Annotated in this window: 20 protein-coding genes; 18 read left to right on the top strand and 2 right to left on the bottom strand. The window is 63.9% G+C overall.

The features are described 5' to 3' along the window. The first annotated feature begins 135 nt into the window (after positions 1 to 135). On the top strand, positions 136 to 906 hold the full coding sequence (locus DPM35_RS24105) for a sulfite exporter TauE/SafE family protein (RefSeq protein WP_112129775.1): 771 nt from the start codon (positions 136 to 138) through the stop codon (positions 904 to 906). 46 nt (positions 907 to 952) lie between these two features. On the opposite strand, the gene DPM35_RS24100 is transcribed toward DPM35_RS24105, so the two are convergent. After that, entirely contained in the window at positions 953 to 1,504 is a 552-nt protein-coding gene (locus tag DPM35_RS24100) for a DUF2269 family protein (protein WP_112129774.1), read from the bottom strand. A 648-nt stretch (positions 1,505 to 2,152) separates the two neighbouring features. Between DPM35_RS24100 and rcdA the strand changes: the two genes are divergently transcribed. The 9 genes from rcdA (at position 2,153) to DPM35_RS24055 (ending at position 8,411) form a co-directional block, all read left to right on the top strand. After that, the gene (rcdA, locus tag DPM35_RS24095) at positions 2,153 to 2,683 is read left to right on the top strand and encodes a protease adaptor protein RcdA (RefSeq protein ID WP_112129699.1); all 531 of its coding nucleotides are present in this window, start codon (positions 2,153 to 2,155) and stop codon (positions 2,681 to 2,683) included. Positions 2,684 to 2,977: 294 nt separating this feature from the next. Then, positions 2,978 to 4,042 (top strand): glycosyltransferase family 2 protein, encoded by a 1,065-nt coding sequence (locus DPM35_RS24090; protein WP_112129698.1) that lies wholly within the window; start codon positions 2,978 to 2,980, stop codon positions 4,040 to 4,042. A 127-nt stretch (positions 4,043 to 4,169) separates the two neighbouring features. Beyond that, positions 4,170 to 4,679 (top strand): crossover junction endodeoxyribonuclease RuvC, encoded by a 510-nt coding sequence (gene ruvC, locus DPM35_RS24085; RefSeq protein WP_112129697.1) that lies wholly within the window; start codon positions 4,170 to 4,172, stop codon positions 4,677 to 4,679. A 61-nt stretch (positions 4,680 to 4,740) separates the two neighbouring features. Then, the gene (locus DPM35_RS24080; RefSeq protein WP_112129696.1) at positions 4,741 to 4,992 is read left to right on the top strand and encodes an AbrB/MazE/SpoVT family DNA-binding domain-containing protein; all 252 of its coding nucleotides are present in this window, start codon (positions 4,741 to 4,743) and stop codon (positions 4,990 to 4,992) included. Positions 4,993 to 4,994: 2 nt separating this feature from the next. Beyond that, positions 4,995 to 5,408, top strand: a complete 414-nt coding sequence (locus DPM35_RS24075) for a type II toxin-antitoxin system VapC family toxin (protein WP_112129695.1) — start codon at positions 4,995 to 4,997, stop codon at positions 5,406 to 5,408. A gap of 14 nt (positions 5,409 to 5,422) precedes the next feature. Next, complete coding sequence (gene ruvA / locus DPM35_RS24070) at positions 5,423 to 6,043, top strand: Holliday junction branch migration protein RuvA (protein ID WP_112129694.1); 621 nt, start codon at positions 5,423 to 5,425, stop codon at positions 6,041 to 6,043. Between the two features lie 20 nt (positions 6,044 to 6,063). Further along, positions 6,064 to 6,342, top strand: coding sequence for an AbrB/MazE/SpoVT family DNA-binding domain-containing protein (locus tag DPM35_RS24065; RefSeq protein WP_112129693.1), 279 nt, complete (start codon positions 6,064 to 6,066; stop codon positions 6,340 to 6,342). Beyond that, positions 6,339 to 7,376: a Holliday junction branch migration DNA helicase RuvB gene (gene ruvB, locus DPM35_RS24060; RefSeq protein WP_112129692.1), complete on the top strand. Its 1,038-nt coding sequence runs from the start codon at positions 6,339 to 6,341 to the stop codon at positions 7,374 to 7,376. Before DPM35_RS24065 ends, ruvB begins: the two co-directional genes overlap by 4 nt. A 132-nt stretch (positions 7,377 to 7,508) precedes the next feature. Beyond that, positions 7,509 to 8,411, top strand: a complete 903-nt coding sequence (locus DPM35_RS24055; RefSeq protein ID WP_112129691.1) for a metallophosphoesterase — start codon at positions 7,509 to 7,511, stop codon at positions 8,409 to 8,411. 14 nt (positions 8,412 to 8,425) lie between these two features. Here DPM35_RS24055 and DPM35_RS24050 read toward each other — a convergent pair whose 3' ends face one another. Continuing rightward, entirely contained in the window at positions 8,426 to 9,676 is a 1,251-nt protein-coding gene (locus DPM35_RS24050) for a glycoside hydrolase family 5 protein (RefSeq protein ID WP_112129773.1), read from the bottom strand. A gap of 54 nt (positions 9,677 to 9,730) precedes the next feature. Between DPM35_RS24050 and ybgC the strand changes: the two genes are divergently transcribed. The 8 genes from ybgC to tilS all read left to right on the top strand — a co-directional run bounded on the left by ybgC (position 9,731) and on the right by tilS (position 17,733). Next, positions 9,731 to 10,204: a tol-pal system-associated acyl-CoA thioesterase gene (gene ybgC / locus DPM35_RS24045; protein ID WP_112129690.1), complete on the top strand. Its 474-nt coding sequence runs from the start codon at positions 9,731 to 9,733 to the stop codon at positions 10,202 to 10,204. 310 nt (positions 10,205 to 10,514) lie between these two features. Next, positions 10,515 to 11,225 carry a protein TolQ gene (tolQ, locus tag DPM35_RS24040; protein WP_112129689.1) on the top strand — a complete coding sequence of 237 codons (711 nt, stop codon included), beginning with the start codon at positions 10,515 to 10,517 and terminating at the stop codon, positions 11,223 to 11,225. Positions 11,226 to 11,234: 9 nt separating this feature from the next. Then, complete coding sequence (tolR, locus tag DPM35_RS24035) at positions 11,235 to 11,696, top strand: protein TolR (protein WP_112129688.1); 462 nt, start codon at positions 11,235 to 11,237, stop codon at positions 11,694 to 11,696. A gap of 7 nt (positions 11,697 to 11,703) precedes the next feature. Further along, on the top strand, positions 11,704 to 12,855 hold the full coding sequence (locus tag DPM35_RS24030) for an energy transducer TonB family protein (protein ID WP_112129687.1): 1,152 nt from the start codon (positions 11,704 to 11,706) through the stop codon (positions 12,853 to 12,855). 41 nt (positions 12,856 to 12,896) lie between these two features. Next, positions 12,897 to 14,210, top strand: a complete 1,314-nt coding sequence (gene tolB, locus DPM35_RS24025) for a Tol-Pal system beta propeller repeat protein TolB (protein WP_112129686.1) — start codon at positions 12,897 to 12,899, stop codon at positions 14,208 to 14,210. 251 nt (positions 14,211 to 14,461) lie between these two features. After that, positions 14,462 to 14,968 (top strand): peptidoglycan-associated lipoprotein Pal, encoded by a 507-nt coding sequence (gene pal, locus DPM35_RS24020; protein WP_042645746.1) that lies wholly within the window; start codon positions 14,462 to 14,464, stop codon positions 14,966 to 14,968. A 216-nt stretch (positions 14,969 to 15,184) separates the two neighbouring features. After that, positions 15,185 to 16,345: a tol-pal system protein YbgF gene (ybgF, locus tag DPM35_RS24015; protein ID WP_112129685.1), complete on the top strand. Its 1,161-nt coding sequence runs from the start codon at positions 15,185 to 15,187 to the stop codon at positions 16,343 to 16,345. Continuing rightward, positions 16,339 to 17,733, top strand: a complete 1,395-nt coding sequence (gene tilS / locus DPM35_RS24010; protein ID WP_245431625.1) for a tRNA lysidine(34) synthetase TilS — start codon at positions 16,339 to 16,341, stop codon at positions 17,731 to 17,733. The genes ybgF and tilS overlap by 7 nt, the downstream gene beginning before the upstream one ends. The last annotated feature ends 87 nt before the right edge of the window (positions 17,734 to 17,820 follow it).

The following is a 17,820-nucleotide window of genomic DNA, read 5'->3' as shown; positions in this document are numbered from 1 at the left end:
CGACTGTGGACCCTGGCGGAGCGGCCGGTCGTCCATGTTGGGCGGCAATAGCGGATGCCGGCATTAATGACTATCCCGGCGGCGCCGTTCTGCGCTATGGCTGGGCTTCCCGCCTTCTCCAACCTCTTCTTGCCGATGTCAGGCCTGCTCAGCGATCCGTGGTTCTATGCCGCCGCCATTCCGGCGGTGATCCTTGTCGGCCTGTCGAAAGGCGGCTTCGGCGGCGCCGTCGGCTTCGTCGGCGTGCCGTTGATGGCGCTGACCATCCCGCCGGTCCAGGCGGCCGCGATCCTGCTGCCGATCCTGTGCCTGATGGACATCGTTTCGGTGTGGACGTGGTGGGGCATCTATGACCGCAAGATGCTGGTCGACATGATGCCCGGCGCCGTCATCGGCATCGGCCTCGGCTGGCTGACCGCGGCCCTGGTGACCGAGGAGATGGTGCGGCTGATCGTCGGCGCCGTCGCGCTGGTGTTCGTGCTGCGCTGGATCTACCTGCAGTTCCGCCACGGCGCCGGTCATGCGGCCGAGCCGAACCGCATCGCCGCCGCCTTCTGGGGCACAGTCGCCGGTTTCACCAGCTTCGTCGCCCATGTCGGCGGCCCGCCCTTCCAGGTCTATGCGCTGCCGATCCGGCTCGATCCGAAAGTGCTGTCGGGGACGGCCGCGATCTTCTTTGCCGCCACCAATGCGCTGAAGCTCATCCCCTATTTCGCGCTCGGCCAGTTCGACACCGCCAACCTCACGGCCTCGGCGGTGCTGATGCCGCTGGCGCCGCTGTCGACCATCGCCGGTGCCTGGCTGGTGCGTCGCATGCGGCCGGAGATCTTCTATCCGTTCACCTACGCCACCGTCGCGGTGGTCGCCGTCAAGCTGCTGTGGGACGGCATTGCCGGCTTGATGTAGAAGCGAAGCGGCCATCCGGCCGCCTCGCTCCGACAATCGCGGACGCTCAGGCGGCGCTCGGCACCATCTGGCGGCCGCCGCCGAAGGCGAGCGCGGCGCCCAGGGCAATCACCATTGCCATGCCGGCAAGAATGCCGATGTCGTGCAGAGTCGGCTTCAGCACCATGTCGGCGATGATCACCAGCATCACCGCATAATCGAGGCGCGCCCATTTCATCATGCGCTGGCCGATGGCGAGGACGGCCGGCGTCACACCCTGCTCGGCGATCATCGCCCCTATGCGCTCGCCGGCCGGCTTGAAGATCAGCATGCCGATCGAGAAGGTCGTGGCGTAGCCGACAAGGCCGATGACGATCCACAGCTCGGCAAAACCGAGCCAAAAGCCGCACATGATGAGGCCGAAGACCAGCGTCAGCATCGACATCGGCGCGAAGAACCTGCTGCCGAGCTGCCCGCTGGCGCGCATTGCCTGCAGCTTGTCCTCGATGTTGCCGGCACGCTCGGCCAGCACGCCGAGCAGGAACAGCACGAAGCCGCCGCCGACCCACAAAATAGCCGAAACGACGTGAAGGAATTTGACGATCGAATACCAATCCATGGTTTGCCCCTTGTATCCTGCCTGATTCAAGCGGCGAGGATTTGCGCGCCGCTTCAGAGGAGCGGGCTTTTGCGTGGCGCGTGTTTCGGAACGATGCCGCGGCAGCAGCCAACATGTTTCGGCGGCCGCGATCACGGCATATGAATTCGATCTTCCGGCCTAATGCATGTCGCCCGGAAGTGTGCAGTGGTTCCGGGACAACGACATGCATCAAAACAAGGGCTTAAAACGCGTCGCCTGAATCCGATTCAGCGCGCCGCGCTTCAGCCGGCTGTCCTGTTCCGGCACAGGCAAGCGCGTTCGCTTAAAAAATCGCCGCCGCGTTAAGGCTTCGTTAAGCTTTACAGGCGTTTACTATGCGCATCCAGTTTTGCTGGATTCTTACCGAGTGGTTGGAGCCACTTTGTTTGACGCCTCCCTGTTAAACTCCTGAGAGCCGCCTTATCCGCGGCTCTTTTTTTGCCCGTGCACGGCAGGCCGTTGCCTTCCGCCGGCGGATGGCCGGAAAGCGGCCGGCGTTAACCGTTTGTTAAACATGCGCTTGCCTTCATGGGCGTCGAAGCGCATTTTCAAGCCTCAGTCATTTAAGGGTGCGGGCCATGTCGGCAAGGATGCCGAATCGGCTTGCGGCAGTGCAGGGGCGTATCGATGAAAGAGCCTTCGAAGGGCAGCGCGAAAACCATCAAACTGGCGGAGCGCCGGGTTTTCTCCCAATCCTTCAAGCCGCTCTACCAGGAAGGCATGGGCCTGGTCGAACAGGCCGCCGAATATCTCGACGGCAAGGGCAGGCTCGAGGCGAAGAAATTGTCGCGCACGGCCGCGACCCTCTATGCGGCGGAATCGATGCGGCTGACCACAAGGCTGATGCAGGTGGCCTCCTGGCTTCTGCTTCAGCGTGCGGCGAATTCCGGCGAGATGACGCGCGATCAGGTGGCCTCGGAGAAATCCAAGGTGCGGCTGGATACCGCGTCGGCGCATGACGAGGCGCTCGGCTGGAACGAGCTGCCGAAGGAATTTCTCGATCTGGTGACGCGCTCGCTGCGCCTGCAGGCGCTGGTGCGGCGCATGGACGAGGAAATCTATGGCGGCGTGGTCGCCGAGACGCACGCCCCCAGCCGCCGGGCCAATCCGGTTTCGGACCAGATCAGCCTTTTGAACACGGCGTTCGCGCGCGGCTAAGCCGGCGCAACAACGCGACAGCGTGGCGCGGGAACCGGGATACCGTGATCGAGCCGTGATTTGGCGAGCCGTGCTTTCGGCCGCAAGTCGAATGTCGGCAACTCTGACTGCTCTTCGACATTGTGCTGACCGTCATCGCATGGAAGGCGATGCCGGCCCTTGCCAAGGAATCTTCCTTGCCTCGAAGCGATGCGGCCCTAGTTGGAGCCGTTCGCCGCAGCCGGGTCGACCCGAGCCCGTTTTGCAAGAAAATCACCGTCACCGTGACCAAAGCAGATTGCGAGGCTTGATCCCGTGCATTCGCCATTGGACCGCATCCCGGTATCGATCATCATCCCCAACTACAACTACGAACAGTTTCTCGGACGCGCCATCGACAGCGCGTTGGAGCAGGACCACCGAAATGTCGAGGTCGTGGTCGTCGACGATGCTTCGACCGATGCCTCGGTGGCCGTCATCGAATCCTATGGCGACAAGATCCGTCCGTGCCTCAGGCGCAGGAATGGCGGGCATGCCGCTGCGTTCAACACCGGGTTCGAGGCGAGCACCGGGGAGATCGTTCTTTTCCTCGACGCCGACGACTATCTCTATCCGAACGCCGTCTCCGAGGTCCTGGACGAGTGGGACGCAGATGTCGTCCAGGCGCAATTCCGCCTGCATCTCGTCGATGAGGACCAGCAGATCAAGGATGTCTTTCCCCCTCCGGAACAGCCGTTCGATTCGGGCGACGTCGTGCCGGAATTGTTGCGCAAGGGGCGCTACCGCACGACGGTGACAAGCGGGCTGGCGTTCGACCGCGAGGCGCTGGAACCGATAATGCCCATGCCTGAAAGCGATTTCCGGCAAGGCGCCGATGGCTATCTCGCGACACTCGCGCCGCTTCACGGAGAGGTGAAATCCATCGACTCCTGCCTTGGCGCCTACCGCATCCACGGTTCCAACCATTCGGTCTTTGCCGAAAAGCTTGCCGAGCGGGCGCGCTGGCGCATGCAACATGACTTCCGGCGCCTCGAAGCCTTGTCCGACCGGGCGGCCGAGATCGGCTTGACCGTGCCGCCGGATGCCGGCCTTCGCGATCCGGTTCATCTGGAAGAGCGGCTGGCTTCGCTCTGCGTCGACGAGCCCCAGCATCCGGTTGCGACCGATTCCCGGCTGGGGCTGGCAAGAGCGGGCGCCGCCGCCAGCCTGGAAATGAACACATCCTGGCGGCGGCGGGCTGCCTTGGCGGCCTGGTTTCTTTGCATTGGAATCCTGCCGCGGCGCATGGGCAATGCGATCCTGGCATGGAAGCTGGTCGCGTCGTCCAGGCCGGCAGTTCTCATGCGACTGTCGAAAGCCATCCGTCGCTTGACGAATTAGGTTCTGGGCATGCCGGCCGCGAGCGCCGGCTCAATTGGGATTTTTGGGCGCGATCTCAGGATCGCGACCGTTTCCGGTTTGTTCACATTTCACTGGCATCGCTTGCCGCCGAGGTTAAACTTGGCGCATGGGGGAAGCGATTCGCATCATCGGTATCGATCCGGGCCTGAGACGCACCGGATGGGGCATCATCGATAGCCTCGGCAATTCGCTGCGCTTCGTCGCGTCCGGCACCGTGCGCTCGGATGACAAGGCGCCGCTCGCGACGCGGCTCTGCCAGCTGCATGACGGGCTGGCCGAGGTGCTGCACCAAGCTATGCCGCATGAGGCGGCGGTCGAACAGACCTTTGTCAACAAGGATGCGACCGCGACGCTGAAGCTCGGCCAGGCGCGCGGCATCGCCATGCTGGTGCCGGCGCGCGCCGGGCTGGTGGTCGCCGAATACGCACCCAACGCGGTCAAGAAGGCGGTGATCGGCGTCGGCCACGGTGAGAAAAAGCAGATCCATATGATGGTCAAGGTGCTGATGCCGAAGGCGGTCTTCGATACCGACGACGCCGCCGACGCTCTTGCCATCGCGATCTGCCATGCGCATCACCGCCCGAGCGTCGCCTATCGGATGGCGGCTGCGGAATAACGATGTTCTTGACTTGTTCCGATTGTTGGAATATTTCTTACTTGTAAGAAAGGATTATTCCATGCGTGTGACCAGCAAGGGCCAGGTGACCATTCCGCGTGATCTGCGCGAGACATTCGGCATTGTTGCCAACAGTGAAGTGATCTTCGGCATAGAAGGCGGAAAGATCACGATTACGCCTCGGCACGACAAGGGACGGCACGCAGACCGCGAACGGCTCGCCCGTTTTCTTGCAGCGCTTGATCGGCTGGAGGGTAGCGGCGATCAGACGATGAATGCCGACGACGTCATGGCCATGACGCGGGATCGCTGATCTTGGCGACGCTTGTCGATACCAATGTACTTATCGATGTCGCCGTTCGGGATCCTGTCTGGCTGAAATGGTCGCGGTCGAAAATAGAGACTGCGCGCAAGCACGGCAGCCTGATCATCAATCAGATCATCTACGCAGAGTTTTCGATGCGCTACGAGATGATCGAAGATGTTGATGATGTGTTGCCCGAGGATGAATACCGACGTGAAGGGTTGCCGTTCGAGGCGGCCTTCGCCGCGTCGAGAGCATTCTTGATCTATCGTCGGCAAGGGGGACCGCGGGAGAAGGTCATGCCCGATTTTTTGATCGGGGCCCATGCCATCATCCGTGGCTATCCCATCCTTACACGCGATCCGGCGGGTTTCAGAAAATACTTTCCGGATGTCGAACTTATCGCGCCTGATACGCACCCGTAAGAAAGCCCTCGGACATGATCGGCAAGCTGAAAGGCACGCTGGACGAGATCGACGAAGACTCCTGCGTCGTCGACGTGCATGGCGTCGGCTATGTCGCCCATTGCTCGGCGCGCACGCTGGCATCATTGCCATCACCCGGGGAGGCGGTGGTGCTTTTCATCGAGACCTATGTGCGCGAGGACATGATCCGGCTCTATGGCTTCCAGAGCGGGCTGGAGCGCGAGTGGTTCCGGCTTTTGATGAACAATGTGCAGGGCGTCGGCGCCAAGGTGGCGCTGGCGGTGCTGTCGACGTTGGCGCCGGCCGACCTCGCCAATGCGATCGCGCTACGTGATATCGCGATGGTCAGCCGAGCCCCTGGCGTCGGAAAGAAGGTGGCCGAGCGCATCGTCACCGAGTTGAAGAACAAGGCGCCTGCCTATGCGGGCGCGGCCACCGGCACGATCGGGCTGAAGCAGGAGCTTGGCGAGGGCGTCGCGCCGGCTCCGATTACGGATGCGGTCTCGGCGCTCGTCAATCTCGGTTATTCGCGCGACATCGCGGCGAACGCGGTTGCGGCGGCGCTGAAATCGGCCGGCGAGGGCGCCGATGCCTCGAAGTTGATCCGTTTCGGCCTGAAGGAACTGGCGCGGTGACATTTGCCCGAAATAGGAATATGGGCGCAGATGCCAATCTGACTTCCAAGGGGCAGATGACGATTCCAAAGCATGTTCGCGACGCGCTTTCGCTCAAGGCCGGCGACAGGGTTGCCCTGACGGTCATGGACGGTCGTCTGATCGGCACGCCGCGCAATCTTGAATTCGCTGACCTTGCTGGGTTTCTGGGCGATCCGTTTGGCGGTCAGGCCACGCTGGAAGAAGTCGATGCTGCAGTAAGGGACGCAGTTGGCCGTCAGATTGTCAGTGTTGCGCCGCGCACAGAGGGCGCGGCATGAGCCTTTCGCCCCGCCTCATTGCCCCCGACAAGCGCGGCGAGGATGCCGACCAGACGCTGCGGCCGCAGTCGCTCGACGAGTTCGTCGGCCAGGCGGCGGTCCGCGCCAATCTCAAGGTCTTCGTCGACGCCGCCAAGAGCCGCGGCGAGGCGCTCGACCATGTGCTGTTCGTCGGCCCGCCGGGGCTCGGCAAGACGACACTGGCGCAGATCATGGCGCGCGAGCTAGGCGTCAATTTCCGCTCGACCTCAGGCCCAGTCATCGCCAAGGCCGGCGACCTCGCGGCGCTGCTCACCAATCTCGAGGAACGCGACGTCCTCTTCATCGACGAGATCCACCGCCTCAATCCCGCGGTCGAGGAAATCCTCTATCCGGCGATGGAGGATTTCCAGCTTGACCTGATCATCGGCGAGGGGCCGGCGGCCCGCTCGGTCAAGATCGACCTTGCCCGCTTTACCCTGGTCGCGGCGACGACGAGGCTCGGGCTTCTCACCAATCCGCTGCGCGACCGCTTCGGCATTCCGGTGCGGCTGAATTTCTACACGGTCGAGGAGTTGGAACTGATCGTGCGCCGCGGCGCCCGGATTCTCTCGATGCCGCTCGGCGATGATGGCGCGGTGGAGATCGCGCGCCGCGCGCGCGGCACGCCGCGCATCGCCGGCCGGCTGTTGCGCCGGGTGCGCGACTTCGCCAGCGTCGCCGGCGCCGCGCATGTCGACAGGAAGATCGCCGATGAGGCGCTCACAAGGCTGGAGGTGGACGCGCTCGGCCTCGACGCGCTCGACCGTCGCTATCTGTCGATGATCGCGCGCAATTTCGGCGGCGGGCCGGTCGGTATCGAGACGATCGCGGCCGGGCTTTCCGAGCCGCGCGACGCGATCGAGGACATCATCGAGCCCTATCTCATCCAGCAGGGTTTCATCCAGCGCACGCCCCGCGGGCGGGTGCTGACCGCCAATGCCTGGCGCCATCTCGGTCTCGACCCACCGAAAGACATCGCCCAGCAGCAGATCAGCCTGTTCCAGGAAGAGTAACGCAGATTTGTTCGCCGTTTGGGCCGCAACGGCCCGTCTGCGCAGAATCTGCGCGGCTCGGCCCAGCTCAGGGCGCAATTGCCGCGTTTAAGACAGCTTCCTGGTAGAATCCCAAGGGGCTTGGGCCGTTCCATGATCACCAGACGCGGTTTTCTGCGCCTTGTCGGCGGCTCGGCCTTCGCCATGGTGTCGCTCGGCGCCTATGCGGTCGGCATCGAACCGATGCTGCTGACGCATGTGAAGCGCTACGCGCTGACGCCGCCGCATTGGCCGGCCGGCCTCAAGCTGCGGGTCGTGGCGCTGGCCGACATCCATGCTTGCCGTCCATGGATGACGCCGGAGCGCATCGCAGCGCTTGCCGAAGAGGCCAATGCGCTGCAGCCGGACGTCATCGTCATGCTTGGCGATTACACCGCCGGAACCAGGATGGTGACCGGCTGGGTGAACGCGTCGGAATGGGCGCCCGCTTTGTCGGGGCTCAAGGCGCCGCTCGGCGTGTTCTCGATCCTCGGCAATCACGACTGGTGGGAGGATCGCGCCGCTCAAGCCGCGGGCGCAGGGCCGACCATTTCGCGCAAGGCGCTCGAGGCTGTCGGCATCTCTGTGCTGGAGAACGACGTCGTGCGCCTGGAAAAGGACGGCAAAGGCTTCTGGATCGCGGGGCTAGCCGACCAGATTGCGCTGCTGCCGAACAAGGCAAAGGGTCGCAGGGGGCTCACCGGCCTCGACGATCTTCCCGGCACGCTGGCCAAGGTCGGCGACACCGCTCCCATAATCCTGCTCGCGCATGAACCGGACATTTTTCCCAAGGTGCCATGGCGGGTATCGCTCACCTTGTCCGGTCATACGCATGGCGGACAGGTGCGGCTGTTCGGCTATTCGCCGGTCGTGCCTTCCGCCTATGGCAATCGCTATGCCTATGGCCATGTCGTCGAGAACGACCGCAACCTCATCGTTTCCGGCGGCCTTGGTTTCAGCATCCTGCCGGTGCGTTTTGGCGTGCGGCCGGAGATCCTGCAGATCGATCTGGGATAGTTCGACCCGCGCGTTTAGCGCAGCGACCTGATCACATCCATCACATCGGGTTCCGCCTTGTCGCCGTCGAAGGCGTCGACGACACCGAAGGCGCCGCCATAGCTCCACACCGACCAGGAGAAGCCATGCGCCTCGGCGCGGGCGATCATGTCGCGCACATAGGCCGCGCGGTACGCGGCCGGCATGACGAAGCCGTTGCCGTATTCCTTGCGGATCATGCCGAACTCGCCAAGCGTGATATCCTGCGGCTTGATGCCGTTGGCCTTCGCCCAGGCGTCGACCGTCCTGAACGGCGCATCCATGACGGCGGTCAGCTTTTCGGGGCTGTCCATCGCTGCCACCTGTTCGTCGAGGTAGGCGAGCATGCCGCTCTGCCGCGCCCAGGGCACCTCGGCCCTTATCCGGTCGCGGATCGTGTCCAGCGTCATGTCCAATTGCGCCTTCGGAACGGCTGTCAGCGGATAGGGCAGGCCGGTGACGTATCGGATGAAATCGCCGGCCCAGGTCGCGCCCTGGTGTGTCAGAAGGAACGGATCGTAGGAATGGAAGGTCCAGATGATGTTGTCATCGGGGATCGCCTTCGGGTCGACTTTCGCCAGGGAGGCCGCATTCGAATAGCAGCCACCGCTAAGCACCAGCGTGAGCCTGGTGGCGGAAGCTCGCGCGGCCGCGAACAGCTGCTTCTGGCGCTCGGGCCAAAGGCTGGAGCCGTTCGCGTCGCAATCGACGATCGGCTCGTTCATCAGCTCCAGCGCGACCTGCTTCGGGTCTTCCCGGGCGAGCGTCTTTGCCATGTTGCGCACGACCTCGGCATAGGCATCGAAGACGGCCGGGTCGTCCATCACCTGCCCCATGCCGATCTTGCGGTTGCCGCCTGTGGGGATCAGATGCAGGTCGACGATCACCTTGAGGCCGGCGCGGTTGATCATGCGCGCCGAGTCGCGCACGCTGGCATAGAGGTCGTCGCGAAGGGCCGCGGTCCGGTCCGAAAGAAAGGGCGAGGGGTCGACCGGCATGCGCAGGAAATCGAGACCTGCATCCTTGAGCGCCTTGAGGTCATCCTCCTTGAGGAGTTTGCGCCATTCCGGATAGGGCAGGATCGCCTGGCGGTCGCCCCATTTGTCCTCGGTGGGCCAGGTGACCCACTGGTCGAGATTGAGCCCTCGTTTCATCGAGAACGTCGCTGCCCCGGCCGGCAATGCCAACGCGCCGAGCGCAAGCAGCGCCGCCATCAAGCTCTTGATCATCGTGCCCAACAGTGCCATCCCGTTCCCGCGCGAGAAAACACCTGCCTCCATGGGCCAGAAAAGGAAAGCGCGATGGACGATCATGGTGAATCGGAGGCGCTCAGCGCCGGGCTTTCCGGCGCGCTGACGGATTTCGGCCACCGCCTGATGGCGAGGGTCTACTATGCCGACACCGATTTCTCCGGCGTCGTCTATCACGCGCGCTATCTCGAATTCCTCGAACGCGGCCGCTCCGACTATCTGAGGCTAACCGGCGTCCACCACACCGAACTGCTCGACGGCAAGCATGGCGAGCGCATCGTCTGGGTGGTGCGGCGCATGGAGATCGACTTCCGTTCGCCGGCGCGCATGGACGACATCCTCACCATCGATACGCGCACAGACGACATTTCCGGCGCCCGCATCTTCATGGGGCAGCAGCTGAAGCGCGGCGGCGATGTGCTGGTCGAGGCGAAAGTCGAGGCCGCGATCGTCGGCGAAAGCGGCAGGCCCAAACGCTTCCCTAGAGAATGGATAGCGGCCTTCATACCGAAAACGACGGGCTAATCCGCGGCGCTTGCCGAATTCAGCAGGCGTATTTTCCAGACGGTTCTCGACAAGCTCTGCCGAGGGCCAAGCGCGGCAATGCGCCGCGCCTGACATCCTAACCCATCCTTAACCATAACGGTTCATGAAGGAATTGGCGAAGATTGGCGCAATTCGTGCGCCTTCCTTTCACCAATATTTGCCTCGAAAAGGCCGCGAAACGGTGCATTCGGGGCGTGTCCCGCAAGCTTCACGCTTCGCGCGATCGGACCAAAGGGATGCCCATGGGCCAGCCGCCAGCGATGCCCGGAAAATCTTAAGGACTTAAGTGATGGAAAATATCGCACTCGCCGATCCGGCAGCGCATTTATCGATCTGGGCCCTGTTCATGCAGGCCGGCTGGGTGGTCAAGCTGGTGATGATCGGCCTGCTTTGCGCCTCGATCTGGACCTGGGCGATCATCATCGACAAGCTCGTCGCCTATAGCCGCATGCGGCTGGCGCTCAATCGCTTCGAACAGGTGTTCTGGTCCGGGCAATCGCTTGAAGACCTCTACCGCACGCTGGCCGACCGCAAAACCACCGGCATGGGCGCGATCTTCGTCGCCGCCATGCGCGAATGGAAGAAGAGCTTCGAAAAGGGCGCGAAATCGCCGCTGGCGCTGCAGACCCGCATCGACAAGGCGATGGACCTGGCATTGACGCGCGAGATGGAAAGGTTGGAGGGACGCCTCGGCTTCCTCGCCACCACCGGCTCGGCCGCGCCCTTCATCGGCCTGTTCGGCACCGTCATCGGCATCATGACGTCGTTCCAGGCGATCGCCGCGTCGAAGAACACCAGCCTTTCGGTGGTGGCGCCCGGCATCGCGGAGGCGCTGCTGGCGACCGCGATCGGCCTGCTCGCGGCCATCCCCGCCGTCATCGCCTACAACAAACTGTCATCGGACGCGAACAAGCTTGGCGTGCGCATGGAAGGGTTCTCGGACGAGTTCTCCGCCATACTCTCGCGCCAAATCGATGAAAAAGTAGCGCAGAAGGCCTGAGGAACGATCATGGGGATGTCTGCTGCTGGCGCAGGTGGCACGGGGCGAGGCGGACGCGGTCATAGGCGCCGTGGCCGTCACCACGGCCTGATGTCCGAAATCAACGTCACACCGATGGTCGACGTGATGCTGGTGCTTCTGATCATCTTCATGGTCGCGGCGCCGCTTCTGACGGTCGGTGTGCCGATCGACCTGCCCGACACCCAAGCGAAGGCGATGAATGTCGATACGCAGCCGATCACCGTCTCGATCGATGCCACCGGCAAGATTTTCCTGCAGGAAACCGAGATCCCGATCGAGGAACTGGTGGCCAAGCTGCAGGCGATTTCGAAGACCGGCTATGACGAGCGCATCTTCATCCGCGGCGACAAGTCGACCGACTATGGCACGGCGATGAAGGTCATGGCCCGCATTTCAGCGGCCGGCTACAAAAATATCGGCCTGGTCTCGCTGCAGGAACAGGATCAGTAGACGCCAGATGCGCACGGGTCTCACCTCATCGGTGATCTTGCATGCGGTGGCGCTGGCCTTCGGGCTGTTCACGCTGTCCTCGCCGCCGGCCATGCCCGCCTCCGACGTGGAGTCGGTGGCGGTGGATATCGTGCCGATGGAGGCCATCGCCCAGACGCTGCAAGGCGACAAGAAGGCGGTCATGCATGACAAGCCGGCGCCCGTTCCGACCAAGCGCCCGGATATCGTTCCCAATGCCCAGAAGGTCGGCGAGAACACGGTCGACACCGACAAGCCGGTGACGGACGAAGCCAAGCCGAAGCCGGTCGAGAAGACCTCGGCGCCGCCGCCCGCGCCGACGCCGACCGAGAAGCCTGCCGTCGAGGACGTGCCGAAGCCGCAGGAGAAGCCGAAGCCGACGCCTGCAACGGAAGTCGCGCCGACACCGACGCCGAAGGAAGAGGTCAAGCCCGAGCCGGTCAAGCAGACGGAGCCCAAGCCGCCGGCGAAGGAAGCGACGCCGACGCCCGACAAGACCGCCGCCATCCAGAAGGAAGAGGTCAAGCCGGACGCGGTGGCCGAGGCGATCTCGCAGGATCAGCCGACGGATGAGGCGAAGCTGCCGAATTCAGCGCCCGCGCCGGAAGCCCGACCGAAGCCGCAGCCGCAGCCGGCCCAGGCCGAGAGCGCCAAGGCCCCGGATCGCAAGGACGCTGAAAAGCCGGTGAAGGAAGCGTCTTCCAAGAAGAAGTCGGACGAGAAGCAGTTCAACGCCGACGAGATAACCGCTCTGCTCGATAAGCAGAAGCCGTCCGGCGGCGGCGCCAAGCGCTCGACGCAGCAGGCTTCGCTGGGTGGCGAGAAGGATCAGGGCCAGAAGCTCTCCAAGTCGGAGCAAGGGGCGTTGGAGGATCAGCTCGGGAGTTGCTGGACCCTTCCGGTTGGCCTCGAGGGTTCTGAAAACTTCACCGTGGTCATCCGTTTCAACCTGAATGCCTCCGGCAAGCTGGAGGGCCGCCCGACCGTCGAGAAGTCCAGCGGCAACCCCCAGTTCGACGCCAGCGCGGTTCGCGCCGTGCAGAAATGCGATGTCGCGGGTCTGCAGGTTCCCGCCGGAAAGCAGGACATCTGGTCTGACATTCGCGTCAACTTCGATCCGAGAGCGATGCTTGGCCTGTAGCCGGAGCATCCAAAAGAAATCAGCAAGAGAAGCGAGAAGACATGAAATCCATCCTCAAGCCGCTCCTGATGGTCGCCGCAATGGCGCTGGGCATAAGTTCGGTCGCCACCTTGCCCGCCTGGGCAACTCTTGAGCTGAACGTCAACAAAGGCAATGTCGAGCCGATGCCCATCGCCATCCCCGACTTCCAGGGGGGGCTTGGCCCGCAGATATCGGAGATCGTGACGGCCGACCTGAAACGGTCGGGGCTGTTCGCGCCGATCGACAAGGCCGCCTTTGTCGAAAAGATCACCAACCCGGATGCCTCGCCGCGTTTCGAGGACTGGAAGGTCATCAACGCGCAGGCCCTGGTAACCGGCAGCGTGAGCAAGGAGGCCGACGGCCGCATCCGGGCGCAGTACCGGCTGTGGGATATCTTCGGCAATCAGCAGATGGCCGGTGAGCAGTTCTTTGCCAACGACGCCAATCAGCGCCGTGTCGCGCATATCATCGCCGATGCGATCTATGAGAAGATCACCGGCGAAAAGGGCTATTTCGATACACGCGTCGTCTTCGTCGACGAATCCGGCGCCAAGAACGCGCGCAAGAAGCGGCTCGCCATCATGGACCAGGACGGCGCCAATGTGCGCTATCTGTCGGACGGCCGCGCGATCGTGTTGACGCCGCGCTTCTCGCCGAACCGGCAGGAAATCACCTACATGTCCTATGAAAGCGGGCAGCCGAAGGTCTATCTCTTGCAGATCGAAACCGGGCAGCGCGAGCTGGTCGGCAATTTCCCGGGCATGACGTTTGCGCCGCGCTTCTCGCCCGACGGCCAGAAGGTGATCATGAGCCTGCTGCGCGACGACGGCAATTCCAACATCTTCGCCATGGACCTGAGAAGCCGCTCGACCACGCGGCTCACCGATTCGACCGCGATCGACACCTCGCCCTCCTATTCGCCGGACGGTACGCAGGTCGTCTTCACCTCCGACCGCGGCGGCGGCAGCGGCCGTTCGCAGATCTACGTCATGGGCGCGGACGGCTCCAATCCACACCGCATATCCTTCGGCGACGGCGTCTATTCGACGCCGGTCTGGTCGCCGCGCGGCGATCTCATCGCCTTCACCAAGCAGAGCGGCGGCGAATTTCAGATCGGCGTCATGAAGACCGACGGCTCGGGCGAGCGCATCCTGTCCTCCGGCTTCCAGCAGGAAGGTCCGACCTGGGCGCCGAACGGCCGCGTCTTGATGTTCTTCCGCGACTCCGGCGGCGGACCGAAGCTGGTCTCGGTCGATCTTACCGGCCGCAACGAGCAGCCGATCCCGACGGCGAACTACGCTTCGGACCCGGCTTGGTCGCCGTTGCTGGAGTAGGAACTGAAGAACTGGGGAACTGATGAATGGAGAGGCCGGGGCGCTTCGTTGAGCGTGCGCCCCTTTTTTCATGTTTTGGCCGCATTTCCGCCTAGGGTCCGCTAGCAATGTCCTCCCCGTTAAAAGCGTGGGCGTATCAGTCGCGGACGGCGGCCGAAACCAAAAATTAACCGTGTTTCTTGAATGCCGGTTAACCCAAACGTGGTTACTGGGTGATCAACGAAATCACTCGAATGCGAAGGAGAGGCGGCATGGGCCGTATCGCAGCACTTACCCGAAACCCGGCCATGATCGCGCTGGTGGCGGCTCTCGCCATCACCGGCTGTGCCTCGAAGAAGACCCCGAACAGCGCAGCCGATCTCGGCCTCAACGGTGCCGGCGCCGCGACGCCCGGTTCCGCGCAGGACTTCACCGTCAACATCGGCGACCGCATCTTCTTCGACACCGATTCCTCGTCGATCCGCGCCGACGCACAGACCACGCTGGCGCGCCAGGCGCAGTGGCTCAACCAGTATCGCCAGTACGCGATCGTCATCGAAGGCCATGCCGACGAGCGCGGCACGCGTGAGTACAATCTGGCGCTGGGCGCCCGCCGCGCCGCCGCCACCCGCGACTTCCTGGTCTCCAAGGGCGTCTCCGCCAGCCGGCTGAAGACCATCTCCTACGGCAAGGAGCGTCCGGTCGCGGTTTGCGACGACATCTCCTGCTGGTCGCAGAACCGACGCGCCGTCACCACGCTGTCGGGCGCCGGTTCCTGATAACCACGCCCCGGCCGCCGCTTGGCGCGAAACAGGCGGCAAAAATACAACATCGCAAAAATCAAAGGCGGCCTCAGGGCCGCCTTTTTCATTTGCGACGGCTTGAAACAAAATTTGGCCGAAGTCTCGCGTCCTGCTATGAGCGCGAGGGCGCTTCTTCCCATTGTTTGATTTGGAAAGGCGCATCAGGCCAACACATCCACCGCGAGAGACAGAATGCATTTCAGAACGGTCCTGAGCGGCACGCTTGCGCTGCTGCTCGTATCAAGCCTCCCGAGCCTTGCCGCCTCCGCCGACAGCGCCGCGCGAGCCTCCGACAGTGGGTTCACCTTCCACCTGCCGACGCTCGGCATCTTCGGCGACAAGAAGAAGCCGGAACAGGCGCAGGTCGCGCAGGACAACAGCGGTGGCATGACGGGTCTGGAAGACCAGCTGCGCCAGCTGAACGGCAAGATCGAGGAGATGAATTTCCAGATCCTGCAGATGCAGGAACAGATCCGAAAGCAGCAGGAAGACAATGAGTTCCGCTTCCAGCAGCTCGAGGGCGGTTCGCAAGGAGGCGCCAAGCCGACCGGGCAGAAGAAATCGGAAGCCGCGCCTCAGAACGGAACCGGCGGCAACACCAACCTCGGCGATGCCGGCACCGGGGATTCCGGCACCGGCGACGCCGGAACCGACAATAGCGTCGCCCAGGCCCCGGCGACGCAGGCGCCGGCCGACACCGGCCGGCAAAATGGCGGCGGCAAGACGGTCGGCGACGTCATCGTGGAATCGCAGACCGGCGATCCGGGCAAGCTGATCACCGGCGCGCCGCCGAAGAATTTCGGCACCATCACCGTCGACAAGAACGGCAATGTGGTCAATGCCGAGACCGACCCGCAGGCCAGCGCGCCGGCGCAGGCTCCCTCGGCTACGGCAAGCGCTCCTTCCGCCGAAACGCCGGCCAAGAAGAGCAAGTCGGGCGGCACGCAAGTGGCGGCCCTGCCGTCGACCAACGATCCGGACGAGCTCTACCGCAATTCCTACCAGTTCATCCTGTCGGGGGACTATCCGACGGCCGAACAGGGTTTTCGCGACCACATCTCCCGCTTTCCCAAGGACGCGAAGGCTGCGGACGCGCATTACTGGCTGGGCGAATCGCTGCTCGGTCAGCAGAAATATCGCGACGCGGCGGAGGTCTTCCTTGCCGCCAGCAAGGACTACCCGAAGGCCAAGAAGGCGCCCGACATGCTGCTCAAGCTCGGGGTTTCGCTGGTCGGTCTGAAGCAGAACGACGTCGCCTGCGCCACCTTCAATGAAATCGGCAAGCGCTATCCCGACGTCTCCGGCACGCTCAAGGAGCGCATCAAGCAGGAAAAGGCGCTGGCGGCGTGCTGACGCCCGATACCAAAGCCAACCTCTCAGACCGCCTTTTCTTCGACCTGGACTTTTCGACCGGCGCCGTTGCAGCCGTGTCCGGCGGCAGCGACTCGACCGCCCTTCTTCTTCTCCTCAAGGATCACATCGACCGGACCGAACCGGCCGCCAGGCTGCTCGCGGTGACGGTCGACCACGGCTTGCGGCCGGACTCGGCCGACGAGGCGCGGCTCGTCGCCCACTTCTGCGCCCAGCGCGGCATCGCGCATCGCATTCTCGCCTGGCACGGCGACAAGCCTGCGACCGGCCTGCCGGCCGCCGCGCGCGAGGCGCGCTACAGGCTGCTTGCGGAAGCAGCCGATGCCGAGGGCATCAAGCTGATCCTGACCGGCCACACCGCCGACGACCAGGCCGAGACGGTGCTGATGCGCCAGGCGCGCGACGATGAAGGCCGCGGCCTTGCCGGCATGGCGCCCGCCACACTGCACGACTGGCGGACATGGATCGTCCGGCCGCTGCTCGTCACCAGGCGCGCGGCGCTGCGCGACATGCTGCGGCATCGCGACATCGGCTGGATCGAGGACCCCACCAATGTGGATGTCCGCTTCGAGCGGCCGCGCATGCGCGCGGCGCTCGCGCAAGGCGAGAGCGAACGGCGCACCGCGGAAGCGCTGGCGCGGTCGGCTCAGGCGGCTCGTGAGCGCCACGACATCGGTCGCCGCGCCGCCATGCTCATCGACGCGTTCGCCAGCAGACCGGTTCCGGGTCTCATTCGCCTCGATTGCGATTTCGCTGGGCATGGGGACGGCCAAGCGGCCATTTACGCGCTGCGCATCCTGCTGGCCACGGTCGGCGGCATGTCGTTCCTAGCCGACGAGGCGCGTTGCGCCGCATTGCTTGCCCGCCTGCGCTCCGCGCCGCTTTGCGCCACATTGTCGCGGACGGTGGTCGACGCGCGCCGGTCCGGCATCTTCCTTCGCCGCGAGAACCGCAACCTGCCCGACCCCGCTCCACCGGTAGACAACCAGCTTTGGGACAACCGACGCCGCGTCACCCTGGGTGGGCGCATCACTTTGAAAGACCGGTCGGGCGGTTTGGTGATCGCGCCGCTGGGGGCCGCGGCTGCCGGGCGAGCGCCCCCGATCGAGGAGATTCCACCAAGCCTGTCGCGCGCTGCGCTGGCCGCGGAGCCGTCGCTGTGGTCCGGCGGCGAACAGCTTGATTTTGCTGGCGGCAATGCCGGCCGGCAACCAGTGTCGATCGTTCCGGCGGTTGCCCCCTTTGCACGCTTCCTGCCGTCCTTTGACGTTGAGCCGGCTGCCGCCGTCGCGGCGCTTGTCGGCGCACCGCCGTTGCCGGCGCCGCCATTCCGCGGCCAAGATGGTGGGAGAGGGTGGGCGAAAGCTTAACCGATACGTGCTGTTCTGCTTGGCAAGGGGAGGCGCTCTCCCTATGTTAGGCCCAAGCTTCTCCATCATCGCGGGCCCGCAAGCGGG

This window comes from Mesorhizobium atlanticum, assembly GCF_003289965.1.
Taxonomy (GTDB): Bacteria; Pseudomonadota; Alphaproteobacteria; order Rhizobiales; family Rhizobiaceae; genus Mesorhizobium; species Mesorhizobium atlanticum.
This window is presented reverse-complemented; position numbering and strand designations above follow the sequence as displayed.

Bases quoted from the DNA above. Each gene is read 5' to 3' on its own strand.
- ruvC (WP_112129697.1), top strand. From the start codon at position 4,170: ATGGGGGAAGCGATTCGCATCATCGGTATCGATCCGGGCCTGAGACGC.
- tolQ (WP_112129689.1), top strand. From the start codon at position 10,515: ATGGAAAATATCGCACTCGCCGATCCGGCAGCGCATTTATCGATCTGG.
- DPM35_RS24080 (WP_112129696.1), top strand. From the start codon at position 4,741: ATGCGTGTGACCAGCAAGGGCCAGGTGACCATTCCGCGTGATCTGCGC.
- ybgF (WP_112129685.1), top strand. From the start codon at position 15,185: ATGCATTTCAGAACGGTCCTGAGCGGCACGCTTGCGCTGCTGCTCGTA.
- ruvA (WP_112129694.1), top strand. From the start codon at position 5,423: ATGATCGGCAAGCTGAAAGGCACGCTGGACGAGATCGACGAAGACTCC.
- rcdA (WP_112129699.1), top strand. From the start codon at position 2,153: ATGAAAGAGCCTTCGAAGGGCAGCGCGAAAACCATCAAACTGGCGGAG.
- DPM35_RS24065 (WP_112129693.1), top strand. From the start codon at position 6,064: ATGGGCGCAGATGCCAATCTGACTTCCAAGGGGCAGATGACGATTCCA.
- pal (WP_042645746.1), top strand. From the start codon at position 14,462: ATGGGCCGTATCGCAGCACTTACCCGAAACCCGGCCATGATCGCGCTG.
- DPM35_RS24030 (WP_112129687.1), top strand. From the start codon at position 11,704: ATGCGCACGGGTCTCACCTCATCGGTGATCTTGCATGCGGTGGCGCTG.
- DPM35_RS24050 (WP_112129773.1), bottom strand. From the start codon at position 9,676: ATGGCACTGTTGGGCACGATGATCAAGAGCTTGATGGCGGCGCTGCTT.
- DPM35_RS24100 (WP_112129774.1), bottom strand. From the start codon at position 1,504: ATGGATTGGTATTCGATCGTCAAATTCCTTCACGTCGTTTCGGCTATT.
- ruvB (WP_112129692.1), top strand. From the start codon at position 6,339: ATGAGCCTTTCGCCCCGCCTCATTGCCCCCGACAAGCGCGGCGAGGAT.
- tolB (WP_112129686.1), top strand. From the start codon at position 12,897: ATGAAATCCATCCTCAAGCCGCTCCTGATGGTCGCCGCAATGGCGCTG.
- ybgC (WP_112129690.1), top strand. From the start codon at position 9,731: ATGGACGATCATGGTGAATCGGAGGCGCTCAGCGCCGGGCTTTCCGGC.
- DPM35_RS24105 (WP_112129775.1), top strand. From the start codon at position 136: ATGTCAGGCCTGCTCAGCGATCCGTGGTTCTATGCCGCCGCCATTCCG.
- DPM35_RS24055 (WP_112129691.1), top strand. From the start codon at position 7,509: ATGATCACCAGACGCGGTTTTCTGCGCCTTGTCGGCGGCTCGGCCTTC.
- tolR (WP_112129688.1), top strand. From the start codon at position 11,235: ATGGGGATGTCTGCTGCTGGCGCAGGTGGCACGGGGCGAGGCGGACGC.